At 71.5% G+C, this 24,788-nt stretch carries 16 protein-coding genes and 6 pseudogenes; 17 read left to right on the top strand and 5 right to left on the bottom strand.

The window, feature by feature from the left end:
• Positions 1-216: 216 nt before the first annotated feature.
• The 3 genes and pseudogenes from ACEXOX_RS11645 to prcA form a co-directional block, all read left to right on the top strand.
• Positions 217-396 (top strand): annotated as a pseudogene (locus ACEXOX_RS11645) (endonuclease domain-containing protein); the annotation flags it as partial.
• On the top strand, positions 348-1,193 hold the full coding sequence (gene prcB, locus ACEXOX_RS11640; protein ID WP_406520369.1) for a proteasome subunit beta: 846 nt from the start codon (positions 348-350) through the stop codon (positions 1,191-1,193). The pseudogene ACEXOX_RS11645 and the gene prcB, both read left to right, overlap by 49 nt.
• Positions 1,194-1,256: 63 nt before the next feature.
• Positions 1,257-2,042, top strand: a complete 786-nt coding sequence (prcA, locus tag ACEXOX_RS11635) for a proteasome subunit alpha (RefSeq protein WP_406520367.1) — start codon at positions 1,257-1,259, stop codon at positions 2,040-2,042.
• 151 nt (positions 2,043-2,193) lie between these two features.
• On the opposite strand, the pseudogene ACEXOX_RS11630 reads toward prcA, so the two are convergent.
• Positions 2,194-3,251 (bottom strand): annotated as a pseudogene (locus ACEXOX_RS11630) (LacI family DNA-binding transcriptional regulator).
• Between the two features lie 121 nt (positions 3,252-3,372).
• Here ACEXOX_RS11630 and ACEXOX_RS11625 point away from each other — a divergent pair.
• From ACEXOX_RS11625 to ACEXOX_RS11575, 11 genes and pseudogenes are all read left to right on the top strand, one after another.
• A pseudogene (locus ACEXOX_RS11625) lies at positions 3,373-4,640 on the top strand (MFS transporter).
• A 9-nt stretch (positions 4,641-4,649) separates the two neighbouring features.
• Complete coding sequence (gene pafA / locus ACEXOX_RS11620; protein WP_406520365.1) at positions 4,650-6,011, top strand: Pup--protein ligase; 1,362 nt, start codon at positions 4,650-4,652, stop codon at positions 6,009-6,011.
• A 197-nt stretch (positions 6,012-6,208) separates the two neighbouring features.
• A complete protein-coding gene (locus ACEXOX_RS11615; RefSeq protein WP_406526301.1) occupies positions 6,209-7,201 on the top strand; it encodes an FKBP-type peptidyl-prolyl cis-trans isomerase in 993 nt (330 codons plus the stop codon).
• Positions 7,202-7,258: 57 nt separating this feature from the next.
• Positions 7,259-7,632: pseudogene (locus ACEXOX_RS11610) on the top strand (FKBP-type peptidyl-prolyl cis-trans isomerase).
• Positions 7,633-7,828: 196 nt separating this feature from the next.
• A pseudogene (locus tag ACEXOX_RS11605) lies at positions 7,829-8,817 on the top strand (helix-turn-helix transcriptional regulator).
• Between the two features lie 21 nt (positions 8,818-8,838).
• Positions 8,839-9,789: a helix-turn-helix transcriptional regulator gene (locus ACEXOX_RS11600; protein WP_406520363.1), complete on the top strand. Its 951-nt coding sequence runs from the start codon at positions 8,839-8,841 to the stop codon at positions 9,787-9,789.
• Positions 9,790-9,810: 21 nt separating this feature from the next.
• Positions 9,811-10,071 carry a hypothetical protein gene (locus ACEXOX_RS11595; protein WP_406520361.1) on the top strand — a complete coding sequence of 87 codons (261 nt, stop codon included), beginning with the start codon at positions 9,811-9,813 and terminating at the stop codon, positions 10,069-10,071.
• An 87-nt stretch (positions 10,072-10,158) separates the two neighbouring features.
• Positions 10,159-10,362 (top strand): hypothetical protein, encoded by a 204-nt coding sequence (locus ACEXOX_RS11590; RefSeq protein ID WP_406520360.1) that lies wholly within the window; start codon positions 10,159-10,161, stop codon positions 10,360-10,362.
• A gap of 207 nt (positions 10,363-10,569) precedes the next feature.
• On the top strand, positions 10,570-10,857 hold the full coding sequence (gene tatA / locus ACEXOX_RS11585) for a Sec-independent protein translocase subunit TatA (RefSeq protein ID WP_361154066.1): 288 nt from the start codon (positions 10,570-10,572) through the stop codon (positions 10,855-10,857).
• 68 nt (positions 10,858-10,925) lie between these two features.
• Positions 10,926-11,882 carry a twin-arginine translocase subunit TatC gene (gene tatC, locus ACEXOX_RS11580; protein ID WP_406520358.1) on the top strand — a complete coding sequence of 319 codons (957 nt, stop codon included), beginning with the start codon at positions 10,926-10,928 and terminating at the stop codon, positions 11,880-11,882.
• A 294-nt stretch (positions 11,883-12,176) separates the two neighbouring features.
• Positions 12,177-14,990: a DEAD/DEAH box helicase gene (locus ACEXOX_RS11575; RefSeq protein WP_406520356.1), complete on the top strand. Its 2,814-nt coding sequence runs from the start codon at positions 12,177-12,179 to the stop codon at positions 14,988-14,990.
• Positions 14,991-15,052: 62 nt separating this feature from the next.
• On the opposite strand, the gene ACEXOX_RS11570 is transcribed toward ACEXOX_RS11575, so the two are convergent.
• Complete coding sequence (locus tag ACEXOX_RS11570; protein ID WP_406520354.1) at positions 15,053-15,943, bottom strand: methyltransferase domain-containing protein; 891 nt, start codon at positions 15,941-15,943, stop codon at positions 15,053-15,055.
• Between the two features lie 28 nt (positions 15,944-15,971).
• On the opposite strand from ACEXOX_RS11570, the gene ACEXOX_RS11565 reads away from it, so the two are divergent.
• A complete protein-coding gene (locus tag ACEXOX_RS11565; RefSeq protein ID WP_406520352.1) occupies positions 15,972-17,465 on the top strand; it encodes a PLP-dependent aminotransferase family protein in 1,494 nt (497 codons plus the stop codon).
• A gap of 321 nt (positions 17,466-17,786) precedes the next feature.
• Here ACEXOX_RS11565 and ACEXOX_RS11560 read toward each other — a convergent pair whose 3' ends face one another.
• From ACEXOX_RS11560 to ACEXOX_RS11550, 3 genes and pseudogenes are all read right to left on the bottom strand, one after another.
• Complete coding sequence (locus ACEXOX_RS11560; protein ID WP_406520350.1) at positions 17,787-18,728, bottom strand: ADP-ribosylglycohydrolase family protein; 942 nt, start codon at positions 18,726-18,728, stop codon at positions 17,787-17,789.
• Between the two features lie 21 nt (positions 18,729-18,749).
• Positions 18,750-19,607, bottom strand: a complete 858-nt coding sequence (locus ACEXOX_RS11555) for a siderophore-interacting protein (RefSeq protein WP_406520349.1) — start codon at positions 19,605-19,607, stop codon at positions 18,750-18,752.
• Positions 19,608-19,655: 48 nt separating this feature from the next.
• Positions 19,656-20,568: pseudogene (locus tag ACEXOX_RS11550) on the bottom strand (5'-3' exonuclease H3TH domain-containing protein).
• Between the two features lie 255 nt (positions 20,569-20,823).
• On the opposite strand from ACEXOX_RS11550, the gene ACEXOX_RS11545 reads away from it, so the two are divergent.
• Both ACEXOX_RS11545 and ACEXOX_RS11540 read left to right on the top strand, forming a co-directional pair.
• Positions 20,824-22,185 (top strand): glycine betaine/L-proline ABC transporter ATP-binding protein, encoded by a 1,362-nt coding sequence (locus tag ACEXOX_RS11545; protein WP_406520347.1) that lies wholly within the window; start codon positions 20,824-20,826, stop codon positions 22,183-22,185.
• Entirely contained in the window at positions 22,178-24,775 is a 2,598-nt protein-coding gene (locus ACEXOX_RS11540; protein WP_406520345.1) for an ABC transporter permease/substrate binding protein, read from the top strand. Before ACEXOX_RS11545 ends, ACEXOX_RS11540 begins: the two co-directional genes overlap by 8 nt.
• Positions 24,776-24,788 lie beyond the last annotated feature (13 nt).

Below are 24,788 nucleotides of genomic sequence, written 5' to 3'. Positions count from 1 at the left end.
CCGTGCGCGCCGCGCGGGCCGTGCACACGGACCGGCGTGACGGTTTCCGGCTCCGGCTCCGGGGGCGCGCGGCCGCACAGGCTGCCGCGCGCTTCCGGACTTGCCGGTACGCGCTCGGCGAGCGCGTACGCACAGGCCGTCCCGGGCGTCGGCGCACGACCGCGGGGGCGGGAGGCGAAAGGCCGCCGCTGCCGTCGTCCGGTCCGTTTCCGCGTGCATGTGGATCATGAGCGCAGGACAGGTAAGGTCCGGGGACGTACTGTGCTTCAGCTGCAACGCAGCGCTGGGCCAATTCAAGGATCGGCCGGACGTCTTGGGGCGGCGGCCGAATATCCGGAAGGAAACGTGTGGAAGCCAACACTCGTAACGCCGGGCATCTACCAGCTGCCTTCCTGACGCCCGGGTCATCGTCGTTCATGGACTTCCTCGGGGAGCACTCGCCGGAGCTGCTGCCGGGCCGGCGCCCGCCGCTGCCCGTGCAGGGTGCCGTCGAGGCGCCGCACGGCACGACGATCGTCGCGGCGTCGTTCCCCGGCGGCGCGGTGCTCGCCGGCGACCGCCGCGCGACGATGGGCAACGTCATCGCGCAGCGCGATATCGAGAAGGTCTTCCCGGCCGACGAGTACTCGGCCGTCGGCATCGCCGGCACGGCCGGTCTCGCGGTCGAGATGGTCAAGCTCTTCCAGTTGGAGCTGGAGCACTTCGAGAAGGTCGAGGGTGCCCAACTCTCCCTGGAGGGCAAGGCCAACCGTCTCTCGACGATGATCCGCAGCAACCTCGGCATGGCCATGCAGGGCCTGGCCGTGGTGCCGCTGTTCGCCGGCTGGGACGTGGACCGCGAGAAGGGCCGCATCTTCTCGTACGACGTGACCGGCGGGCGCTCGGAGGAGCACGGCTTCGCCTCGACGGGCTCCGGCTCGGTCTTCGCGCGCGGCGCTCTCAAGAAGCTCTACCGCGAGGACCTCACGGAGCACCAGGCCGCCACGGCAGTGGTCCAGGCGCTGTACGACGCCGCGGACGACGACTCGGCGACCGGCGGCCCGGACATGGCCCGCCGGATCTACCCGATCGTCACGGTGATCACCGAAGAGGGCTTCAAGCGGTACACCGAGGCGGAGGTGTCGGAGATCGCCCGTGCCATCCACGAGCGGCGGCTCGACCAGCCCGACGGCCCGCGTGCCGCGCTGCTCTGAGGGCGGGAGACCGTCATGCACGCGCCACTGAGAGAGTCATTGACAGAAAGGGACGGATAGCCGGTGTCGACGCCGTTCTATGTCTCACCCCAGCAGGCCATGGCCGACCGGGCGGAGTACGCCCGCAAGGGCATCGCGCGCGGCCGCAGCGTCGTGGTGCTGCAATACGCCGACGGCGTGGTCTTCGTCGCCGAGAATCCCTCCCGGGCCCTGCACAAGGTCAGCGAGATCTACGACCGCATCGCCTTCGCGGCGGTCGGCAAGTACAACGAGTTCGAGAACCTGCGCATCGGCGGCGTGCGCTACGCCGACCTGCGCGGCTATACCTACGACCGCGCGGACGTGACCGCGCGCGGCCTTGCCAATGTCTACGCCCAGACCCTCGGCTCGATCTTCTCCAGCGCCGCCGAGAAGCCCTACGAGGTGGAGTTGATCGTCGCGGAGGTGGGCAACGCCCCCGAGGACGACCAGATCTACCGCCTGCCGCACGACGGTTCGATCGTGGACGAGCACGGCTCGGTCGCGGTCGGCGGCAACGCCGATCAGATCAGCAGCTACCTCGATCAGCGGCACCGCGACGGCATGACGCTGGGCGAGGCACTGAAGCTGGCCGTCGAGTCACTCTCCCGTGACAACAACGGTGGCGAACGCACGCTGGCCGCCGACCAGTTGGAGGTCGCGACCCTGGACCGTACGCGTCCGCAGCAGCGGAAGTTCAAGCGGATCCTGGGCCGTCAGCTCTCCCGCCTGCTGGAGGAGAACGGCACCGCCGCCTCCGACGACGCCGCGGACGACGCCTCGGACTCCGAGGGCACTTCCGGCTCCGAGGGCGGCTCCGGCACGTCGTGACGCGACGCGGGCGGCGTACGGCGGGACCGCGGGCCGCCGCCCGGACGCGCTGCGGTCCGTACGGCCACAGGCCTTCACGCGCCCCGGTGGGTATGTACCCGCCGGGGCGCGCCGCGTTCCGGGACCGCTGTGGCCGTCTCGCCCGCGTCCCCTACGGCGGCGGCGCCGTCGAGCCGCGCACGAGCAGTTCGACGGGCAAGGTCACGGTCTCCGGCGCGCCGCCGTCCAGGGCGGTCATCAGGGCGCGCATCCCGGCCGCCCCGACGTCCTCGGCGGGCAGCCGCACCGTCGTCAGTTCCGGTTCCACGGCCGTGGCCAGAGCCAGATCGTCGAGGCCGGTGACGGAGACGTCCTCCGGCACCCGCAGGCCCAGCCGGCGAGCCGCCTTGCAGGCGCCGGCCGCCAGCAGGTCGTCGTCGCACAGGAGGGCGGTCGGGCGGGGGCCCGGCCGGGTCAGGGCCGCGTGGGCCGCGTGCAGGCCGGCTTCCACGCTGAGCGCGGCAGGCTCGCTGCGTACGTCCGCGTCCGGGACGCCGCGCAGCGCCTCGGCGAAGGCGGCGGACCGTACGTGGAAGGTCCAGGAATCGATGGCGGCGGCGAGGTGGGTGATGCGGCGGTGGCCGAGGGCGAGCAGATGCGCGGTGAGCCGCCGGACACCGTCGGCGATGTCGGGGTTGACGGTCGCGGTGGCCTGGGCGTCGTCCGGGTCGCTGTCGAGCATGACCAGCGGCAGTTCCTCGCCGCGCATGGCGGTCAGGGCGTCGGTGGCCATGGAGGAGGCGATGACGCCGTCGAGCGCCGCGCGCGCCGAGGCGAACGGGTCGCGGGCCGGGCCGATGCCCTCGGGGAGGGGTACAGGACGACGCCGAAGTCATGGTCGGCGGCGGCGCGGGCCGCGCCGGTGTAGACGCGGGCGAAGTAATCGCTGGTCAGGGCGGGGACGACGAGCAAGACGGTGCGGGTGCGGCCCATGCGCAGATTGCGCGCGGCGAGGTTGGGGCGGTAGCCGAGGTCGCGCGCGGCGGTGCGGACCGCGTCGGCCTTGTGGGGTGAGACACGGCCGCGCCATTTGCCGCCCAGCACGAGGGAGACGGCGGCCTGCGAGACGCCGGCGGCGCGGGCGACGTCGCGGCTGGTGACGCGGGGTGCGGCGGTGGCGCCGGGACGCGTCGCCGCCGGCTGCTCGTGGGTGGTTTCGTGGGCGGTCACCGGGGCCGGGCTCCTCGCGTCGTACGTCGCGGTGTGGACCCGCGGGATGGGCCCATGGTACGTATGACGCCGCACGTTATACGTAACACGTCCTGGCCGGGCCAGGGGAGATGAGGCGGGCATGGCCGCTGGGTACGCGGAACTGCTGAGGACGCGCCACGCGGCCCGGCTGCTGGCCGGAACGCTGATCGGACGGCTGCCGAACGCGACCGGACCGCTCGCCGTCGTGCTCTTCACCCGTGCGGAGGGCGGCAGCTACGTCCTCGCGGGCGTGCTGTCCGCCGTCTACGGGGTGTGCAACGCGATCGGGCAGCCGCTCCTGGGGCGCGCGGTGGACGTGTACGGGCAGCCGCGCGTGATGCTGCCCTCGGCCGTGATATCCGCCCTGGGCATGGCGCTGCTGGCGGTCGTCGGCCTCGACCCGCTGCCCGTGGCGTACGCGGCCATGGTGATCGCCGGGTTCTTCACGCCGCCGCTGGAGGGCGGACTGCGGGCGCTGTGGCCGGGCGTGCTCAAGCGCGCTGACCGGGTCCACGCCGCATACGCGCTGGACGCGGTGGCGCAGGAAGTGCTCTTCGCGGTGGGTCCGTTGCTGGTGACGACGTGTGTGGCGCTCTGGTCGGAGCGTTGGGCGCTGCTGGTGATCAACGTGATAGGGGTGCTCGGGGCGCTCTCCGTGGTCGCCTCCCCGCCCTCGCGCCGGTGGCGCAGCGCGCCGCGTGAGGCGCACTGGCTCGGGGCCCTGCGGTCCTCCGGGATGCTGGTGCTGATCGCCTCGTTCTTCTTCGTCGGGCTGGCGCTCGGGTCCATCGCGGTGGCGGCGGTCGCGTACGCCGACGAGCACGGCGGCGGCATGGTCTCCAGCTACCTGCTGTCCGCGCTCGGCGTCGGCGCCCTCCTGGGCGGGGTGGTGTACGGCGCGCGGCAGTGGCCGGGGCACCCGGAGAACCGGCTGCGGCTGCTGGTGGCCCTGCTGGCGCTGGGGTACCTGCCGCTGGCGCTGGCGCCGGGCGTGGTGGGGATGACGCTGCTGACAGGGGTGGCGGGTGTGTTCCTGGCGCCGGCGCTGGCGTGCGCGTTCGTCGTCGTGGACGGGCACGCGCCCAGGGGGACGGTCACCGAGGCGTTCTCCTGGCTGGTGACGACCTTCGGGGTCGGGTCCGCGCTGGGGATGACGGTGGTCGGGCCCGCGGTGGAGCGGGGCGGCCCGGCCGCCGGGTTCGGCGTGGCGGGGGCGGGCGGCGTCGCCGCACTGCTCGTACTCCTGTCGACAAAGCGCTTTCTTTCCCCGGCGGACGGGGCGTCGTGAGCGATGCTGTGCAGGCCACGGCGGAAAATGATCGGAACGAGGCCGCCCAACCCGGTTTCAGAGCAGGCCATCAGGCGTAATGTTCAGTCATGGACCGCCGCATTTTCGGGCTGGAGAACGAGTACGGCGTCACATGCACGTTCAGGGGACAGCGCCGACTGTCTCCTGACGAGGTGGCTCGGTACCTCTTCCGCCGTGTCGTGTCATGGGGCCGCAGCAGCAATGTCTTCCTGCGGAACGGCGCCCGCCTGTACCTGGACGTGGGATCGCACCCGGAATACGCAACCCCCGAGTGCGACAACGTGACCGAACTGGTCACCCACGACAAGGCCGGCGAGCGCATTCTCGAAGGTCTGCTGGTCGACGCCGAGCGCCGCCTGCACGAGGAAGGAATCGCGGGCGACGTCTATCTCTTCAAGAACAACACCGATTCCGCCGGAAACTCCTATGGTTGCCACGAAAACTATCTCGTGGCCCGGCACGGGGAGTTCTCCCGGCTCGCGGACATTCTCATTCCGTTCCTGGTGACCCGTCAGCTGCTCTGCGGCGCGGGCAAGGTCCTGCAGACACCGCGCGGGGCCGTCTACTGCGTGAGCCAGCGCGCCGAGCACATCTGGGAGGGCGTCTCCTCGGCGACCACCCGCTCCCGTCCGATCATCAACACCCGCGACGAACCGCACGCCGACGCCGAGCGCTACCGCCGGCTGCACGTGATCGTCGGCGACTCCAACATGTCCGAGACGACCATGCTGCTGAAGGTCGGCGCCACCGACCTCGTACTGCGCATGATCGAGGCGGGCACGGTCATGCGCGACCTGACCCTGGAGAACCCGATCCGGGCCATCCGGGAGGTCAGCCACGACATAACGGGCCGGCGCAAGGTGCGCCTGGCCAGCGGCCGGGAGGCATCGGCCCTGGAGGTCCAGCAGGAGTACTACGAGAAGGCGGTGGACTTCTGCGAACGGCGCGGTATCCGCACGGGTACGGTCGAGCGGGTCCTGGAACTGTGGGGCCGTACGCTCGAAGCCGTACGCGACGAGGACCTCGACCGGATCTCCACCGAGATCGACTGGGTGATGAAGTACCAGCTCATCGAGCGTTACCGCGCCAAGAACAACATCACCATGTCGCATCCGCGGGTGGCGCAGATAGACCTCGCCTACCACGACATCCACCGCCGCCGGGGCCTGTACTACCTCCTGGAGCGCAAGGGGCAGGCGACCCGTATCTGCAACGACTTGAAGATCTTCGAGGGCAAGTCGGTGCCGCCGCAGACCACCCGGGCCCGGCTGCGCGGTGACTTCATCCGCCGCGCGCAGGAGCAGCGCCGCGACTTCACCGTCGACTGGGTGCACCTCAAGCTCAACGACCAGGCGCAGCGCACGGTGCTGTGCAAGGACCCGTTCCGGTCCGTGGACGACCGGGTGGAGAAGCTGATCGCCGGAATGTGAGTCCGGTTCGTCACCGTTTCCGGTGTATCACCGGATACGGTGACGGCCGGCCGTGGCAGTGCCGGGAGCGCCCGCGCTCCCGGCACTTCGCCGTTCGGCGCCGCTGTGTCGTCGTGCCGCGCAGGGAAACGCACCCAGGGTCAGGTCGTAGAGTGGCGGGCATTGCCCACCCACCCCACGACCCCGAGTTGGACTTCATGAACTTCACGAAGAACACCCGCCGCGCCGCCACCGCGGCGCTGACCGTTCCCCTCCTGCTGTTCACCGCCGCCTGTGGGTCCGATGACGGCAAGGGGTCGTCGGCCGCCGCGGTCGCCAAGGTGGAGGGGAAGCCCGGGGAGCAGCCCAAGATCACCGTACCGAAGGACGCCAAGGCGCCCACGGAGGCGGTCACCCAGACGCTGCACGAGGGCTCGGGCGCGGAGGTCAAGAAGGGCGACTACGTCCGGCTGGACTTCGCGGCGCAGACCATGAAGACCGGCCAGAACCTCGGGAGCACCTGGACCAAGCAGCCCGGCGCGGACGCGAAGGCGCCGCGCACGCAGATCGTCGGCGAGGTCAGCGACCAGCCGACCCAGCAGCAGCTGCCGCAGAAGGTCATGGAGGCGGTCGCGGGCCAGAAGGTCGGCAGCCGCTTCGAGATCGAGGGCACCGCCAAGGCGCTGGTCGGCGACAACCTGAACCCGCAGTCCGGCATCAAGCCGGAGGACGGCCTGGTGTGGGTCGTGGACGTGGTCGGCGCGGGCAAGGCCGACAAGAAGGGCAAGTCCGAGGGCGAGCAGGCGGCGCCGGAGGAGGGCATGCCCGAGGTGAAGTCGGAGGGCGAGAAGGCCGCGACGATCACTATCCCCAAGGGGGAGAAGGCGCCCGGCGACCTCAAGGAGCAGGTGCTGGTCAAGGGCAAGGGCCAGAAGGTCAAGGCCGGCGACGGGCTGATCGCGCAGTACACCGGTGTGAAGTGGGAGGACGGCAAGAAGTTCGACTCCTCCTGGGACCACGGTGGCGCCACCGCCTTCCAGATCGGCACCGGTGCCGTCGTCAAGGGCTGGGACCAGGCCCTGGTCGGCAAGAACGTCGGTGACCGGGTGGAGATCGTGATCCCGCCGAAGCTGGGCTACGGCGCGAACCCGCAGAGCGAGCTGGCAAAGAACACCCTGGTGTTCTCCGTCGACATCGTCGGCACCGTCTGAGCATGATCTGCCAGACTGTGCAGGTAGCTGTGCAGTTTCTTTCGTAGGAGCACTTTCGTGAACATCGACAAGCCCGAGATCGACTTCCCTGAGGGCCCGGTCCCCTCCGACCTGGAGATCGTGGACCTGTGGGAGGGTGACGGGCCGGCCGCCAAGGCCGGGGACTTCGTCAAGGTCCACTATGTCGGAGTTTCCTACAGCTCCGGCGAGGAGTTCGACGCCAGCTGGAACCGCGGCAAGCCGCTGGAGTTCCAGCTCGGTGCCGGCCAGGTCATCTCCGGCTGGGACCAGGGCGTGCAGGGCATGAAGGTCGGCGGCCGCCGCCGGCTGACCATCCCCCGCACCTGGCCTACGGCGACGCGGGCGCCGGCGGCGGCCGTATCGCCCCGGGCGAGACGCTGATCTTCGTCTGTGACCTGATGTCCGTCTGAGGACGACGGCAGCCGGCCGCGGCACAGCGGCGGCCGGCCTGCACCAGAGGGCCCGTGCCACCCGGCACGGGCCCTCTTCCTCGCCCGCCCGGCGCCCGCCGCCCCCGCCGCCCGTCACGGTCCGGACCCTCGGCTTTGCCGCAGGTCCCCGGAGCGGTACGGTCATCGGTCGGGAGTCCGACAAGAAAGGGCGTCGATGGCCATTGCCAAGGCCGAGCGGCTGATGAATCTGGCGCTGTGCCTTCTGGGTACCCGTCGCCCGCTGACCAAACGTGAACTGCGGTCCTCCATCGAGGCGTACGTGGAATCGTTCGGCTCCGGGGACGCCGGTACGGGCAGCGACGACTCCTTCAACCGGATGTTCGAGCGCGACAAGGACGACCTGCGCGAACTCGGCCTGGTCATCGAGACCGTCGAAGGACTGGACGGGGAGACCGGCTACCTCGCGCGCCGGGACAGCAACCGCCTCCCCCGATCACCCTGGACGCGGCCGAGGCCGCCGCCCTGGGACTCGCCGCCAAGATCTGGCAGCAGGCCCGGCTGGCCGGCGCGGCCAGCGGCGCACTGCAGAAGCTGCGCGCGGCCGGCGTGCCCTTCCAGGACGACGGCAGCTTCGAGGCGCAGCAGCCGCACAGCGCCCTGGAACCCCGCATCCCCGCCCACGAGGCCGCCTTCGAGCCGCTGATGCTCGCCTGCCGCGACCGCCGGCCCGTCGTCTTCGACTACCGCAAGTCCAACGCCGCCCGCCCCGAGCAGCGGCAGGTGGAACCGTGGATACTGGAGTGCTGGCGCGGCCACTGGTACCTGGCCGGCTGGGACCGCGAACGGCAGGCCGAACGGGTCTTCCGGCTCTCCCGCATCACCGGCAAGGTCCGCTCCCGGCAGGGGAAGTTCACCGCCGAGGTGCCCGACCACGTCACCGTCCGCGAGACGGTGGAGAGCTGGGCGGGCGAGACGGCCACCGGCACCGCCCGCATCAGGCTGCGCACCGACCACGGCTACCCGCTGCGGGCCCGCGCGCTGAGCATCCGTGAGCTGGGCGACGGCTGGGACGAACTGGACATCCCCTACGGGCACGGGCTCGACGCCTGGCTGGTCGAGTTCGGCCCCGACGTGGTCGTACTGGAACCCGCCGAGCTGCGGGCGGACGTCGTGGACCGGCTGCGCGCCGTGGCCAAGGGCTGAGAGGGACGGGACGCACACTCCATGGCCACCAACGCCATCGACCAGACCCGGCGGATGCTGTCGCTGGTCACCTATCTCCGCGAGCGCCCCGGCGCCCGTGTCTCCGACGTCGCCCGCGCCTTCGGCATCACCGAGGACGAGCTGATCGGCGACCTCGACGTGCTGCCGATGTGCGGTACGAGCTTCCGCGGCGGCGACCTGCTCGACATCGACACCGACGGCGACCGCATCTGGTGGCACAACCCCGACGACGTCGCCGAGCCGCTGCGGCTGGCCGCCGACGAGGCGACCGCCCTGCTGGTCGCGGCCCGCGCCGTATCCACCCTGCCCGGCCTGCGCGAAGGCGACCGGCAGGCGCTGCTGCGCGCCACCGCGAAGCTGGAGGCCGCGGCGGGCGAGGCGGCCGGCGCCAGCTCCCGGGTGTCGGTCACCTTCGAGTCGGAGGGCGGCGTCTTCGCCGACGTCGACCGGGCCATCGCCGAGCGCCGCCGGCTGTGGCTGCGCTACTACTCGCCCGCGCGCGACGAGCTGACCGAGCGCGAGGTGGACCCGATCCGGCTGTTCGCGGTGGGCCACACCTACGTCGAGGCCTGGTGCCGCCTCTCGGAGGCCCGCCGGACCTTCCGGCTCGACCGGGTCGCCGAGATCAAACTGCTGGACGCCCCCTCCGACCCGCCGCCCGTCGAACTCCGCGACCTGTCCGAAGGGCTGGTGCAGCCCGCGGCCGAGGACCCCGAGGTCGTCATCGAGGTGGCGCCCGGCGGACGCTGGGTGGCCGAGTACTACCCGCACGACAGCGCCGAGGAGCTGCCCGACGGCGGCCTGCGCATCACCCTGCGCACCCCCGACCCCGCCTCGCTGCGGCGGCTCGCGCTGCGCCTGGGCCGGGACGGTCACATCGTCGCGCCGCAGGCCCTGGCCGACAGCGCGCGCCAGGCGTCCCGGCAGGCGCTCGCGGCGTACGGCGAATAGGACGCGGAGGGCGGCGGCAGGATGACGACGACCATGGCGGGCGCGATGCCCACGACCCTGACCGGCCCGGTGCTCTTCAAGGCGGCCTGCCCCGTCTGCCGAAGCTGCTTCGAGCTGGCGTCGGACGCGCTGCGCCTGGCCATCGGCGCCAGCAGCCGCACCACCTTCTACTCCTTCACCTGCCCGGACTGCGGCAGCGCGGTCCGCAAACCGGCGGGGGAGCGGATCATCGAGCTGCTCACGGGCGGCGGGGTCCGGACCTTGCGGCTGCACTCCGGCTGACGGGCCCGGCCGCCGAGCCCATCCGTCCGACATGACCCTCTATGTGTGTCATCTGTCACGCTCGTCCCCCTCGATAGGCTTCGCCCCATGCTCTGGCCCATGATCGCCATCGCCCTCGGCTTCCTCGGCATCGCCGTCCTCGGCGTCCTCGCCATCCGCGTCTTCGTGGAGGTACGGCGGCTGGCCCGCCAGGTCGGTCAGACCTCGGAGCGCATCCAGCGGGCCGCGCAGGACCTGGAGCGGGCGGCCGTACCGCTCGCCGCGCGGGCCCACGAATCCTCTCGGGACTGATACCGCACCCTGCTGCTACGGGTGTGCGGGCGGTACGCTGCTGTTCGCAGTCCAGACCGCGAGGCGGCGGCGGAAACCCACGGTACGCACGCCCATTGCCACCCGTTCACCGCCGAACGTTACGATCGCTGTCAGCACTGGCACGCCCGTCCGACCCCCACGGCAGGCACCGAAGTAGACGCCGCCCCGGCGAGAAGGTAGTCGCACATGCTCAGCAACCTCAGGGCCCCCGAGATCATTCTGATCCTCGTCGTCATTGTGCTGCTGTTCGGCGCGAAGAAGCTCCCGGACATGGCACGTTCGCTCGGCAAGTCGGCCCGCATCCTCAAGAGCGAGGCCAAGGCCATGAAGAAGGAAGGCGGCGACGGCGAGGCCGCCGGCAAGGACGCCTCCTCCGCCGACTCCCAGGCCGCGCCGCGCACGATCCAGGCGGCCCCGGGCGACGTGAACAGCTCGCGCCCCGTCGCCGAGCCGAACCGCACCACCCACAGCTGACCGGAGCCGACCCAGCTCCGCCGGCCCGGCCGGCCGGTGGGGGCTGATGCACGAGACGAGGACGTGGGTTGCTCAAGTCTGCCCGCAAACAGCAGAGGGATCCCGAGGGGCGGATGCCGCTCGCGGAACACCTGCGTGAGCTGCGCAACCGGCTGCTGAAGTCGGTACTGGCGATCGGTGTGGTCACGGTCGTGGCCATGTTCTATTACAAGGACATCGCCCAGTTCATCACGGGTCCGGTCATCGACTCCGTCGGCTGCCCACGCGGCACGCCCGCGGGCACTCCGACGCCGGGCCACCCCTGCGCGGAGATCACGGCGCAGGGCATGCTGGCGCCCTTCACGATCCTGCTCAAGGTGTCGCTCACCACGGGCGTCGTGGTCGCCAGCCCGGTGTGGCTCTACCAGCTCTGGGCGTTCCTCGCCCCCGGACTGCACAGCGGCGAGAAGAAGTACGCCCTCAGCTTCGTGGCGGCGGGTGTCCCGCTGTTCCTCGGCGGTGCCTACCTCGCGTACGCGGTGCTGCCGACCACGGCCGCCGCCCTGGTCGGTCTGACCCCCGAGAACTGGTCCAACCTCTTCCCGGCGGACGAGTTCCTGGACATCGTCACGCGCATGGTCGTCGTCTTCGGCCTGGGTTTCGAGCTGCCGCTGCTGCTGGTCCTGCTGAACTTCGGCGGCGTGATCACCGGACGGCGGGTGCTGAGCTGGTGGCGCTTCATGGTGCTCGGCATCACCGTCTTCGCCGCGATCGCCACGCCCACCGGCGACCCGCTGACCATGGGCCTGGTGGCCGCCCCGATCGTGATCCTGTACTTCGCCGCCGTGGGAATCTGCCTGTTCAACGACCGCCGTCGCGGACGTGCCGACCCCGACCGCGAACTGAGCGACGACGAAGCCTCCCAGCTCGACCTGACCCCCGAGAGCATCGACGGACTCGACCCGGCCACCGGCCACCGGATGCTTCCGGAACAGTCCACCGGCGGCCCGGCTCCGCGCCGGAACGGCTTCGACGACGCGACGTAGGGGTGCGACGGCGCCGCGCGGTGAGGCTGACGCCTCGTAACGGGGGCAGGGGCGCGACCTGAGGGACACGGCCAAGGGCGGCGGAGCGCAGGGCGCACGCCGCCCTTCGGCCTGTGTACAGGGCTTCGCCGTGCACTGTCCGGCCCGCCCCGCCGTGCTCACAGCGGCGTTCCCGGTGGCCCCGGCGCCCCGGTGGCCGGGCGTAGGGAAGTGGTGTGTGCGGGGGAGGGCCGGTAAAGCCCGTCCATAATGATCGGCTCGTTGTCAGAGGTGGCCGGTAGGCTCGTAAGCACGATGACCGAGGACATGTCCCCTGCTGAGCGCTACGCCGCCGCCAAGCTGCGGGCGGCCGAGCAGGCCACCGCACTCGCCCCTTTCCGTGAGATGTACGACTTCGCGCTGGACCCGTTCCAGATCGAGGCGTGCCAGGCCTTGGAGGCCGGTAAGGGCGTGCTGGTCGCGGCCCCGACCGGATCCGGCAAGACGATCGTGGGCGAGTTCGCCGTCCACCTGGCCCTGGAGCAGGGCCGTAAATGCTTCTACACCACGCCGATCAAGGCGCTGTCGAACCAGAAGTACCAGGACCTGGTGCGGCGCTACGGCGCGGACCGGGTCGGCCTGCTGACCGGTGACAACAGCGTCAACTCCGAGGCGCCGGTGGTCGTGATGACGACCGAGGTGCTGCGGAACATGCTGTACGCGGGCTCCCAGTCGCTGAACGGCCTCGGCTATGTGGTGATGGACGAGGTGCACTACCTCTCCGACCGCTTCCGCGGCGCCGTCTGGGAAGAGGTGATCATTCACCTGCCGGAGTCCGTGACGCTGGTGTCGCTGTCCGCGACGGTCTCCAACGCGGAGGAGTTCGGCGCCTGGCTGGACACGGTGCGCGGTGACACGGAAGTGATCGTCTCCGAGCACCGCCCGGTCCCGCTGTGGCAGCACGTGCTCGCCGGGCGCCGGATGTACGACCTCTTCGAGGAGCGCGAGGGCCGTTCCGGTGCCGGGCGCCGGGAGGTCAACCCGGACCTGGAGCGGCTGGCGCGGATGGAGAACAGCCGCCCGACGTTCGGCCGGGACAAGCGCCGCGGCCGCAACCTGCGGGAGGCGGACCGCGAGCGCGAGCGGCGTCAGCGCAGCCGCATCTGGACCCCGGGCCGTGCCGAGGTGATCGACCGGCTGGACAACGAGGGCCTGCTGCCGGCGATCACGTTCATCTTCAGCCGGGCGGGGTGCGAGTCCGCCGTCCAGCAGTGCCTGTATTCGGGGCTGCGGCTCAACGACCAGGAGGGTCGGGCCAAGGTCCGCGCCATCGTCGAGGAGCGTACGGCCGGCATCCCGGACGAGGACCTGCACGTCCTCGGTTACTACGAGTGGCTGGAGGGGCTGGAGCGGGGCATCGCCGCGCACCACGCCGGCATGCTGCCGACCTTCAAGGAGGTCGTGGAGGAGCTGTTCCTGAAGGGGCTGGTCAAGGCCGTCTTCGCGACGGAGACGCTGGCGCTGGGCATCAACATGCCCGCCCGTTCCGTCGTCCTGGAGAAGCTGGTCAAGTGGAACGGCGAGCAGCACGCCGACATCACCCCCGGCGAGTACACCCAGCTCACCGGCCGTGCCGGGCGCCGCGGTATCGACGTCGAGGGCCATGCGGTGGTGCTGTGGCAGCGCGGCATGGACCCGGGCGCGCTCGCCGGCCTGGCGGGTACGCGTACGTATCCGCTGCGCTCGTCCTTCAAGCCGTCGTACAACATGGCGGTCAACCTGGTCTCGCAGTTCGGGCGGCACCGTTCGCGCGAGCTGCTGGAGATGTCGTTCGCGCAGTTCCAGGCGGACAAGTCGGTCGTCGGCATCTCGCGGCAGGTGCAGAAGAACGAGGAGGGCCTGGACGGCTACAAGGAGTCCATGACCTGCCACCTCGGCGACTTCGAGGAGTACTCGCGGCTGCGCCGGGAGCTGAAGGACCGGGAGACGGAGCTGGCCAAGCAGGGCGCCGCGCAGCGCCGGGCCGCGGCCGCCGCGGCGCTGGAGAAGCTCCGGCCGGGCGACGTGATCCACGTGCCGACGGGCAAGTACGCGGGGCTGGCACTGGTGCTGGACCCGGGCATGCCGTCGGGGCGGACCAACGGCCACCGCGGCTACGACGCGCACGACGGGCCCCGGCCCTTGGTGCTGACCGCCGAGCGGCAGGTCAAGCGGCTGGCGTCGATGGACTTCCCGGTGCCGGTGGCGCCGCTGGACCGGATGCGCATCCCGAAGTCCTTCAACGCGCGCAGCCCGCAGTCGCGCCGCGACCTGGCGTCCGCGCTGCGCACGAAGGCCGGGCACATCGCGCCGGAGCGGCACCGCAAGCAGCGGTCGGAGGCGGCCGACGACCGGGAGATCGCGCGGCTGCGTACGGAGCTGCGGGCGCACCCCTGCCACGGCTGCGACGAGCGCGAGGACCACGCGCGGTGGGCCGAGCGGTACCACCGGCTGCTGCGCGACACGCGGCAGCTGGAGCGCCGTATCGAGGGCCGTACGAACACCATCGCACGCACCTTCGACCGGATCTGCGCTCTGCTGACCGGACTTGACTACCTGGAAGGTGACACGGTCACCGACGAGGGCCGGCGGCTGGGGCGGCTCTACGGCGAACTGGACCTGCTGGCGAGCGAATGCCTGCGCGCCGGCGTCTGGAACGGTCTCGGCCCCGCCGAACTGGCCGCCTGCGCCTCGGCGCTGGTCTACGAGGCCCGGCAGGCGGACGACGCGGTGGCGCCGAAGCTGCCGTCGGGCAAGGCGCGGGACGCGCTCGCCGAGATGGTGCGGATCTGGGGCCGGCTGGACGCCCTGGAGGAGGACCACAAGATCAACCAGGCGGAGGGCGTCGGCCAGCGCGAGCCGGACCTCGGCTTCGCCTGGGCCGCGTACCGCTGGGCCTGCGGCTTCGGCCTGGACGAGGTGCTGCGCGAGGCGGAGATGCCGGCCGGTGACTTCGTGCGCTGGTGCAAGCAGCTGATCGACATCCTCGGCCAGATCGCGGCCGCCGCACCGCCGGAGGTGGCGCGCAACGCCCGCAAGGCCGTGGACGCGGTGCTGCGGGGCGTGGTGGCGTACTCGTCGGTGGGGTGAGGGAGACGGGCCGGGGCTGTTCCCCGGCCCGCCCCGGACTCCGGGCGTACGGGCGCTCCGCCTCACCCGCCCGGATTGACGGCGGTGGCCTTGAAGAACGTGTAGTGGAACGTTCCGCCGTCCTCCGCCGTCCGGCGCAGCTCGCGGATGCCGCGCTCCCACTCGGCCTCGGTGGTCAGCCCGGCGGCCAGCGCGTCGTCCCGTACGGCCGCGATCATCGCGATGAACGTGCCGCGGGTGAAGCTGTCGACCAGGCCGGGCCGGGTCGCGTCGGCGCAGACCGTACGCGGCCGGACCGCCACCTCTGCGTACCCGGCGGCGGTCAGCAGCGGCTGCAGCCGTCTGCCGAGCAGGGCGTCGCCGCCGGCCGCGGCCTGCAGCCGGACCTGGTGGCCGATCACGGCGTGGGCGTGGGCACTGTCCGGGTGGAAGAACGCCGATCCGTGGTCCCCCTCGATGACCGTGATGCCGCCGCCCGGCCGCAGGACGCGCCGCAGGTCCGCCAGTGTCCGTGCGGGGTCGGGCAGGTGTTCCAGGACGAAGCAGACGAAGAGGTGGTCGAAGGAGGCGTCGGGGTACGGCAGGCCGGTCAGATCGGCCTGTTGCCAGCGCACCGTCGCCGCGTGCGGACGGGCGGCGAGGTGGGCGCGGGCCTGGTCGAGCGAGTCCGCGCGGATGTCGACCGCGGTGATGTGGGCCCCCGGGCTGGCGGCGGCCAGATGCACCGTCTGGGCGCCGACCCCGCATCCGGCCTCCAGGACCCGGCTGCCCGGCTCGTACACCGTGCCCGCGTGCAGGAGCGCTGCCAGGGTGTCCGCCTGGTCGGTGAGCCGCCGGGCCTCATGGCTCGAATATCCGTGTACGTAAGGGCGTTCGCGGGGTGTGGTGATGTGGCGCGGGCGGCTGTCCTCGTGTGTGCCGCCGGTCGTCTGCTCCGTCGCTGCTGTTCTCATGCCGCCACTCTGGGCCGACAATGGTCCGGTGCCCAGGTCCAAAGATGCGACGACCGACCGGTCCATAACGTCCGGGTCCGACTTCCTCCAGCTGAACACCGCCGACGCGCCGGCGGGCGGCCTGTCCGACTGGCTGGCACAGCGCCTGCGGCTCGCCGTCTCGGACGGCCGCCTCGCGGTGGGCGACCGGCTGCCGGCCACCCGCACGCTCGCGGCGGAACTCCGGGTCTCCCGGGGCGTCGTCACCGAGGCGTACCAGCGGCTGATCGAGGACGGGCACGCGGTCGGACGCGGCCGCGGCGGCACGGTCGTCGTGGCCGCTCCCGTCGCGGCCGCGGCAGCGGTCACAGCGCCGGCGCCCGCCCGCCCGGCCCAGGGGCCACCGGCCGGCGCGGTGTTCACCACCGAGCCCGCGGCGGACGTCTTCGACGCGGTACGAGCGGCGCCGGCCCGCATCGACCTCAGCCCCGGCACACCCGACCTGGCCTCGTTCCCGCGTACCGCGTGGTCGCGCGCGGAACGCCGGGTGCTCGGCACGCATGCCGCCCCCGGCTTCGGGTACGGGGACCCGCGCGGCGCTCCGGAGCTGCGGCGCGCCGTCGCGAAGTGGCTGGCCCGCAACCGCGGCCTGTCGGTCGCCCCGGACGAGGTGCTGATCGTCTCCGGCACCGCGCAGACGCTCGGTCTGCTGGCCCAGGTGCTGGGCCGCCGGGGCGTTCGCGAGGTGGCGGTGGAGGACCCGGGGTCGCTCGGGGCCCGCCAGCACCTTCAGTACTGGGGAATGCGCACCCCGCCGGTGCCGGTCGACGCCGACGGCATCCGCGTCCGGGAACTGCGGGCCTCCGGTGCCCCCGCCGTCCTGGTGACACCGGCGCACCAGTTCCCGACCGGGGTGGTGCTCGGCGGAGCACGGCGCCGGGAGCTGATGCGGTGGGCGGCCGACGGCGACGGCCTGATCATCGAGGACGACTACGACGCCGAGCACCGCTACGACCGGCCGCCGGTCCCCGCGCTCCGCGCCATGCTGCCCGAGCACGTCTGCTACGCCGGAAGTGTCTCGAAGCTGCTGGCACCGGCGCTGCGGACCGGATGGGTCGTCGCACCCCCGGAACTGCACGGCGCGCTGGTGGAAGCCAAGCGGTTCACCGACCTCGGCAACGCCGTGCTGCCGCAACTGGTGCTGGCCGACCTGATGGAGAGCGGCGAGCTGGAACGCCGGCTGCGGCAGCTCCGCAAGCGGCACCGGGCGCGTCGTGACGCGATGATCCGGGCCATCGGCACGCACCTGCCGGGAGCGGCCGTGCAGGGCGCGGCGGCGGGCCTGCACCTGACGATCACCTTCGACGCGGACTTCGCCGACACGGACCTGGCGGCGGCCGCGCTCGCCCGGGGCGTCAAGGTGCAGCCGCTCTCCTGGCACCGGCAGAGCCCTGGGCAGCCGGGGCTGGTGCTGGGTTACGCCGCGAGCACAGCGACCGAGATCGCTGAGGGGGCCGCGGTCATCGGGAGTGTGCTGGAGTGAGCGCGGCGCGGGCGTTCGGTTCGCGCGGAGTGCGTCGGCCCGTAGCGCGCTACAGGGGGTTCGGGCGGGCGTGTCGGCACGTGGTCGCCGTGTCGGACCGGCGTGTCGCGCGCGTCGCGGGGGCCCGTCCGACACGCCGTGCGTGACACCCGTTGCGCAGCGAGGACGCGGGGTGGCGCGGCTGGGACCGTGAGGGTCCGGCGGACGAGCACGGTCCTGGGGGCCGCGCCGCTCTTGGAACGCCAGGCGGTACGGGGTGGAGGGCACCGTTCCGTAAGGAGACGCGCCGCCTGGCCATCACCCGTACGGACCCGGCCACGGTCAGCACGGGCCGACCGCGGTGCACACCAACTCCTCGGCCAGTGCCCGCAGTTCGCCTACCCGCAGGACCCGGCTCCCGAACCCGGGCAGCGGTACGTGCAGCTCCCGCGTCCAGTGCTCGGGGATCGCGTCGGCCCCATAGACCGCTCCGGCCAGGCCTCCGGTGACCGCGGCGACGGTGTCGGTGTCACCGCCCAGGTCGACGGCGGCCCGCAGCGCGTCCTCGTACGAGCCGGTGGTGCGCAGCGCCCAGACGGCGGAGCCGAGGCAGGGCCGGACCGCGCCGTTGAACCCGGCGGCCTGGTCCGGGTGCCAGTCGGGCGTCAGGACGGAGGCGTAGCGGGCGCGGTGGGCGGGATGGACGTGGGAGAGGGCGTCCGGCAGGGCGTCGAGCGGGTCGTCGCCTCGCAGGGCGGCGTGCAGCAACGCGTGGAACAGCGCCACTTCCTCCCCGGCCGCCGGGTCCCCGTGCGTCAGCGCGGACAGCCGGCGGGCGGCGTCCATGGACACCGCCCGGCCCGCCGCGGCGAAGTACACGGCGGCGGGCGTGGCGCGCATCAGCGAGCCGTTGCCCGCGGCGCGCCGGTTGACCTGGAAGTGCCGGGCGGTGGCCCGGCCCCACGGCTCGCCGTTGCCGAGCATGTCATCGGTCCGCAGACCGATGTCCTTCGGCTCGGCCAGGGCCCGGCGCTGGAACCTGCGGAAGACGTCCGGGAGGTCGAGTCCGCCGCGTTCCAGCAGCGACTCGGCGGTCAGTACCGCCATCTGCGTGTCGTCGGTGGCTTCGCCGGGGTCCCGGCCGCCGCCTCCGCACATGGTTCCCCGGCCGTCGGGGAAACGGTCCGTGTACGCGCCCGGCACGCCGAACTCGAAGGGCGCGCCGAGGGCGTCCCCGGCGGCCGAGCCGACCACGGCACCGACCGCCCGCTGCACGGATTCCACCACCGGCCCCCCGGAAGCACGTCAGGAAGCGGCAGACCGGGTGGTCTCCTGCTCGGCCTCGACCTGCTGGTTCCACTGCTGCTTGGACGCCTGCCAGCCGTCCTCGTCGTGGCCGTTGCGCCAGTAGCCGGAGATCGACAGGTCCTCGCGCGGCACCTCCCGCTCGACGCGCAGCAACTTGCGCAACTCCTTCACGAAGCCGGCCTCGCCGTGGACAAAAGCGTGCACCCGGCCCGCGGGGAAGTCCAGCGCGCGGACGGCCTCGACCAGCCGCTCGCCGACCGGCGCGGCACCGCGGTGCAGCCAGGTGATCTCGGCACCGGCCGGAGCCTCCAGCTTCTGCTCCTCCTCCGGGCCCGCGACCTCGATGAAGGCGTGGACGGGTACGTCCTCGGGGACCCGGGCCAGGGAGGCGGCGATGGCCGGCAGGGCGCTCTCGTCGCCGGCGAGCAGGTGCCAATCGGCGTCGGGATTCGGGGCGTACGCGCCGCCGGGGCCGAGGAGCAGGGCCTCGTCCCCCGGCCGGGCGTGCGCCGCCCACGGCCCGGCGAGGCCGGAGTCGCCGTGCACCACGAAGTCGACCGCCAGTTCCCGCGTGTCCGGGTCCCAGGTGCGCACGGTGTAGGTGCGGGTCCTGGGCCACTGGTCGCGGGGGAAGGCGGCGCGGATCTCGGCGATGTCCAGCGGCCGCGGGTAGTCCACGCCGGGTACCGGGAAGACCAGCTTGACGTAATGGTCGGTGTACTCGCCCGCCGAGAACTCCGCCAGGCCGTCACCGCCCAGCACCACCCGCACCATGTGCGGCGTGAGCTGCTCGGTGCGCAGTACCTGTGCGTGAATGAGCTTGGGCTTCTTGCGGGCCGGACGCTCTGCTGCCACGACGATCTCCCCTGCCACAGTCTTGTTAGGTTTACCTAACCTAACAGTTCAGGGGCGTAGCGTCGCCAGAAGCCGCTGCAAAGAACCGCCCAGCCCCCACTGGTCGGCGAGCGCTTCCAGCCGCTCCGGGTCGGCCGGCTCGCCGGGCAGCGCGGTGTCGACGTCCGGCACCGGCACGTCGGCGGCCACCCGTACGACCTTCGGCGCGACCTCGACGTACGGGCGGGCCTCGGTCAGCCGCTTGCGCTGCGAGGGGTGAGCTTGGACGCCGGGTCGTCGGCCGCGGCCATGATCCCCGCCAGATCGCCGTACTGGGCGAGCAGCTTGGCGGCGGTCTTCTCGCCGATGCCCGGTACGCCCGGCAGACCGTCGCTGGGGTCGCCGCGCAGCAGCGCCAGATCGGCGTACCCGCTGCCGTCCACGCCGTACTTCTCCCGCAGCAGGGCCTCGTCGGTCATCTGGAGGGTGCCGACGCCCTTGAGCGGATACAGGATGCGGACGCCGCGCGCGTCGTCGGCCAGCTGGAACAGGTCGCGGTCGCCGGTGACGATGTCGACCGGCCCGGTGGCGCGGGCGGTGAGCGTGCCGATGATGTCGTCCGCCTCGTACCCGGCGGCGCCGACCCGGGCGATGCCCAGTGCGTCGAGCACCTCCTCGATCACCGGGACCTGCGGGGAGAGGGTGTCCGGAATCTCCTCGGCGTCCGGCTCGGGGAGCCGGCCGGGGCCTCCTCGGCGACGCGGTGCGCCTTGTACGAGGGGATGAGATCGACCCGCCACTGGGGGCGCCAGTCGAAGTCCATGCAGGCCACCAGGTCGTCGGGCTGGTGGTCCTGGACGAGCCGGGCGATGAAGTCCAGCAGTCCGCGCACCGCGTTGACCGGCGTGCCGTCCGGAGCCCGGACCGACTCCGGCACGCCGAAATAGGCCCGGAAGTAGAGGGAGGCGGTGTCGAGGAGCATCAGGCGTCGAGTCACACCCCGATGATGCCGTACCCCCGGCGGCGCGGCCGGGCGGTGCCGCGGAGGCGGGGCGGGCGGATGTGTGAACTGGGTCACCAATGTGTTTGTCATTTTCAAAAGGGGGCAGGCGCGCGGCCGGAGCGGAGCCGGTGGATTTTCAACATTTCCACCGGTTAACGGCGGGCCCGACCCGTACCGCGCCACGACCTGCCGACGGGGGAGGTGGGTCGTACCCAGTCAATTCGAGAGGTGTATGTGGCCAGGCTGCAAGCCGAGCACGTGTACAAAGTGTTCGGGAGACGACCCGAGGACGCCGTACGACGGCTCGAAGACGGTGCGAGCCGCGAGGAGCTACGGGCCGACGGAACGACCGCCGCGGTGATCGACGCGTCGTTCTCCGTGGACGAGGGCCAGATCTTCGTCGTCATGGGTCTGTCCGGATCCGGTAAGTCCACTCTGCTGCGGACCCTCAACGGGCTGCTGGAGCCGACCGCCGGAAGCGTCCGGTTCGACGGTCAGGACCTGACCTCGCTCAGCGACAAGGAACTGCGCAAGGTCCGCTCCGAGAAGATCTCCATGGTCTTCCAGCACTTCGCGCTCTTCCCGCACCGCAGTGTGCTGGAGAACGCCGCGTACGGGCTGGAGGTCCAGGGCGTACCGCGGGCCGAACGCGACAAGCGCGCCACCGAGGCGCTGCACCTCGCGGGCCTCGAAGGCTGGGAGAAGTCCTGGCCCGACGAGCTGTCCGGCGGCATGCAGCAGCGGGTGGGCCTGGCCCGCGCGCTGGCCACCGACGCCGACCTGCTGCTGATGGACGAGTCCTTCAGCGCGCTGGACCCGCTGATCCGCCGCGACATGCAGGACCAGCTCCTGGAGCTCCAGAAGACGCTGAAGAAGACCATCGTCTTCATCACCCACGACCTGAACGAGGCCATGCGCCTCGGCGACCGGATCGCCGTGATGCGCGACGGCCGCATCGTGCAGACCGGCAGCGCCGAGGACATCCTCCTGCGGCCCGCCAACGACTACGTGGCCTCCTTCATCCAGGACGTCGACCGCTCCCGGGTGCTCACCGCCGGAGCCATCATGGTCGACGCCGGCGAGGTGCTGGGCAGCACGGCGGACGACGGCGAGACGATCCGTACGGCCGAGGACTTCCTCGCCGCCACCCCCGCCACCGTCCACCTGGACACCCCGGTCGCGGAGCTGTTCGGCCCCTGCTCGGCCGGGACCGTACCGGTCGCCGTCGTCGACGCGGACGGCGAGCTGGCCGGCGCGGTGCCGGTGCGGCGGCTGCTGTCCGTCCTCGCCGAGGGCGGGCAGGCGGGCGGGACCGCCGGGCAGGCGGACGCCACGGACACGGAAGCCACGGACACGGAAGCCGCTCAGGCCCGTACCGAGGCCCGGGCCCCCGAAGACGCCACCCCCGAAGACGCCGCCCCCACCGGCGGCAAGAAGGCGGAGCCCGTGGGCGGGAAAGCCGACGCCGGCGGCAAGAAGACGGCCGCCGACCGCGAGGACACGGCCGCCGACGGCAAGGCGGACGTCCAGCCCGACGGCAAACCTGACGGCATGACGGGCGGCAGGCCCGAGGGCAAGGTGATCGCCGGTGCCTAGGATCGACGTCGGCTCCTGGGCCAACACCTGTGTCGAATGGCTTCGCAACCACCTCACGTGGTTCTTCGACTTCGTCTCGCACGTCCTCACGGACATGTACAACGGCATCGAGACGGTGCTCTCCGCACCGCAGCCGTTCCTGCTGATGGGCATCTTCGCGGTGCTCGCCTGGTGGCTGCGCGGCCTGCCGGCCGCCGTCCTCACCTTCGCCGGCTTCGCGCTGATCGACTCGATCGAGCAGTGGCAGGCCACCATGCAGTCCCTGTCGCTGGTGCTGGTCGCCTGCATCATCACCATCGTCGTCGCGGTGCCGCTCGGCATCTGGGCGGCCCGCAACCGCGCCGTCGGCGGCGCGCTGCGCCCGGTCCTGGACCTGATGCAGACGATGCCCGCGATGGTCTACCTGATCCCCGGCATCCTCTTCTTCGGCATCGGCGTGATGCCCGGCATGGTGGCGACCATCATCTTCTCGATGCCGCCCGCCGTCCGGATGACCGAGCTGGGCATCCGCCAGGTCGACGGTGAACTGGTCGAGGCGGCCGAGGCGTTCGGCACCCACCCGCGCCGCACCCTCTTCCGGGTGCAGCTGCCGCTGGCGCTGCCCACGATCATGGCCGGTATCAACCAGGTCATCATGCTGGCGCTGTCCATGGTCGTCATCGCCGGCATGGTCGGCGCGGAGGGCCTGGGCTCCTCGGTCTACAACGCGGTCAGCTCCGTGAACGTGGCCCTCGGCTTCGAGGCCGGTCTCGCCGTCGTCATCCTCGCCATGTACCTGGACCGGATGACCGGCGCCCTCAACGAGCGGGTCTCGCCGCTGGGCCGCCGCGCGCTGGCCAAGGCGCAGGCCGCGCTGGGCGGCGCGAAGTTCCTGTACTGGAAGCCCGCCACCTCCGTCGCGATGGTCGGCGTGGTCGTGCTCGCGCTGGTCGCGGGCGGTCTGAACGTCTTCGGCAAGGAAGGCGGGAAGACCGACGGCGGCGGCCGCCCGATCACCCTCGGGTACGTCAACTGGGACGAGGGCAAGGCCACCACGTACCTGTGGAAGGAAATCCTCGAACAGCGCGGCTTCAAGCCGAAGGCGCAGGCGCTGGAGGCCGGCGCGCTGTTCACCGGGCAGGCCCGCGGCGACATCGACGTGCAGACCAACGCCTGGCTGCCCACCACGCACGCCGAGTACTACAAGAAGTACCAGGACAAGCTGGAGGACCTGGGCGCCTGGTACGACAAGACCTCGCTGGAGATCGCGGTCCCGTCGTACATGAAGGACGTCAAGACGTTCGACGACCTCAAGGGCAGGGCGGGGGAGTTCGGCGGCAAGATCACCGGCATCGAGCCGGGCGCCGGCGAGATGAAGATCCTCAAGGACAAGGTCCTGGGGGCCTACGGCCTGGAGGACGAGTACAAGGTCGCCGAGTCCAGCACCGCGTCCATGCTGACCGAGCTGGACCGCGCGTACGCGGCGAAGAAGCCGATCGCCGTCACGCTGTGGTCGCCGCACTGGGCGTACGACAAGTACGGCCTGACCAAGCTGGAGGACCCCAAGGGCGCCTTCGGCTCCGGTGACAGCCTGCACCTGCTGGGCCGCAAGGGCTTCGCCCAGGACGAGCCCGAGGTCGCCAAGTGGATGAAGAACTTCCACCTGGACGAGAAGCAGCTCACCAGCCTGGAGAACGAGGTCAAGAGCGCCGGCGAGGGCCACGAGCAGGACGGCGTGCGCGACTGGCTGAAGAAGAACCCGGGCCTGGTCGACAGGTTCGCCCCGTCGGCGAACGCCACGTACACCAAGGGCAAGGACGCCGGCGCGGCCCCGAACATCGGCTACCCGGCGTGGGACGAGGGCATCGCCACCACGTACCTGTGGAAGAACGTCCTGGAGAAGCGCGGCTACCAGCCGAAGATCCGCAACCTGGACGTCGGCCCGATGTGGACCGGTCTGTCCAGCGGGCAGATCGACGTCGAGTTCGACGCCTGGCTGCCGGTCGCGCAGAAGCAGTACTGGGACCAGTACAAGGACGATCTCGTCGACGTCGGCGCGTGGTACGACAAGACGTCGCTGGAGATCGCGGTGCCGTCCTACGTCAAGGACGTCAAGACGCTGGACGACCTGCGCGAGCACCAGGACGAGTTCAAGGGCAAGATCATCGGCATCGAGCCGGGCACCGGTGAGATGAAGCGCCTCAAGGACACCGTCGCGCCCGCGTACGGCCTGGAGGACTTCCAGGTCACCGAGGCCGGCACCAGCTCCATGCTGGCCGAGCTGGACCGTGCCTACGCCAAGAAGGAGCCGATCGCGGTCGTGCTCTGGTCGCCGCACTGGGCGTACAGCAAGTACGACCTGACCAAGCTCGCCGACCCGAAGCACACCTGGGGCGACAACAACCAGATCAAGTCGCTGGGCCACAAGAGCTTCCCGGAGAAGTTCCCGGAGTTCAACGGCTGGCTGAAGAACTGGAAGATGTCGCCCGAGGAGCTGGGCAGCCTGGAGAAGGAGATCCAGGACGCCGGCAAGGGCCACGAGAACGACGGTGTCGAGAAGTGGATCGACGCCCACCCGGGCATCGTCGACAAGATGGCGCCGGTGAAGTGAGGCGCTGAACGCA

The sequence above is a fragment of the Streptomyces sp. Ac-502 genome, assembly GCF_045222935.1.
GTDB classification, from domain to species: Bacteria; Actinomycetota; Actinomycetes; order Streptomycetales; family Streptomycetaceae; genus Streptomyces; species Streptomyces monomycini.
The sequence above is the reverse complement of the archived record's forward strand: the minus strand, read 5'-3'. Positions and strand labels throughout refer to the sequence as shown.

Bases quoted from the DNA above. Each gene is read 5' to 3' on its own strand.
- pafA (WP_406520365.1), top strand. From the start codon at position 4,650: ATGGACCGCCGCATTTTCGGGCTGGAGAACGAGTACGGCGTCACATGC.
- ACEXOX_RS11615 (WP_406526301.1), top strand. From the start codon at position 6,209: ATGAACTTCACGAAGAACACCCGCCGCGCCGCCACCGCGGCGCTGACC.
- ACEXOX_RS11600 (WP_406520363.1), top strand. From the start codon at position 8,839: ATGGCCACCAACGCCATCGACCAGACCCGGCGGATGCTGTCGCTGGTC.
- ACEXOX_RS11595 (WP_406520361.1), top strand. From the start codon at position 9,811: ATGACGACGACCATGGCGGGCGCGATGCCCACGACCCTGACCGGCCCG.
- ACEXOX_RS11590 (WP_406520360.1), top strand. From the start codon at position 10,159: ATGCTCTGGCCCATGATCGCCATCGCCCTCGGCTTCCTCGGCATCGCC.
- tatA (WP_361154066.1), top strand. From the start codon at position 10,570: ATGCTCAGCAACCTCAGGGCCCCCGAGATCATTCTGATCCTCGTCGTC.
- ACEXOX_RS11575 (WP_406520356.1), top strand. From the start codon at position 12,177: ATGACCGAGGACATGTCCCCTGCTGAGCGCTACGCCGCCGCCAAGCTG.
- ACEXOX_RS11570 (WP_406520354.1), bottom strand. From the start codon at position 15,943: ATGAGAACAGCAGCGACGGAGCAGACGACCGGCGGCACACACGAGGAC.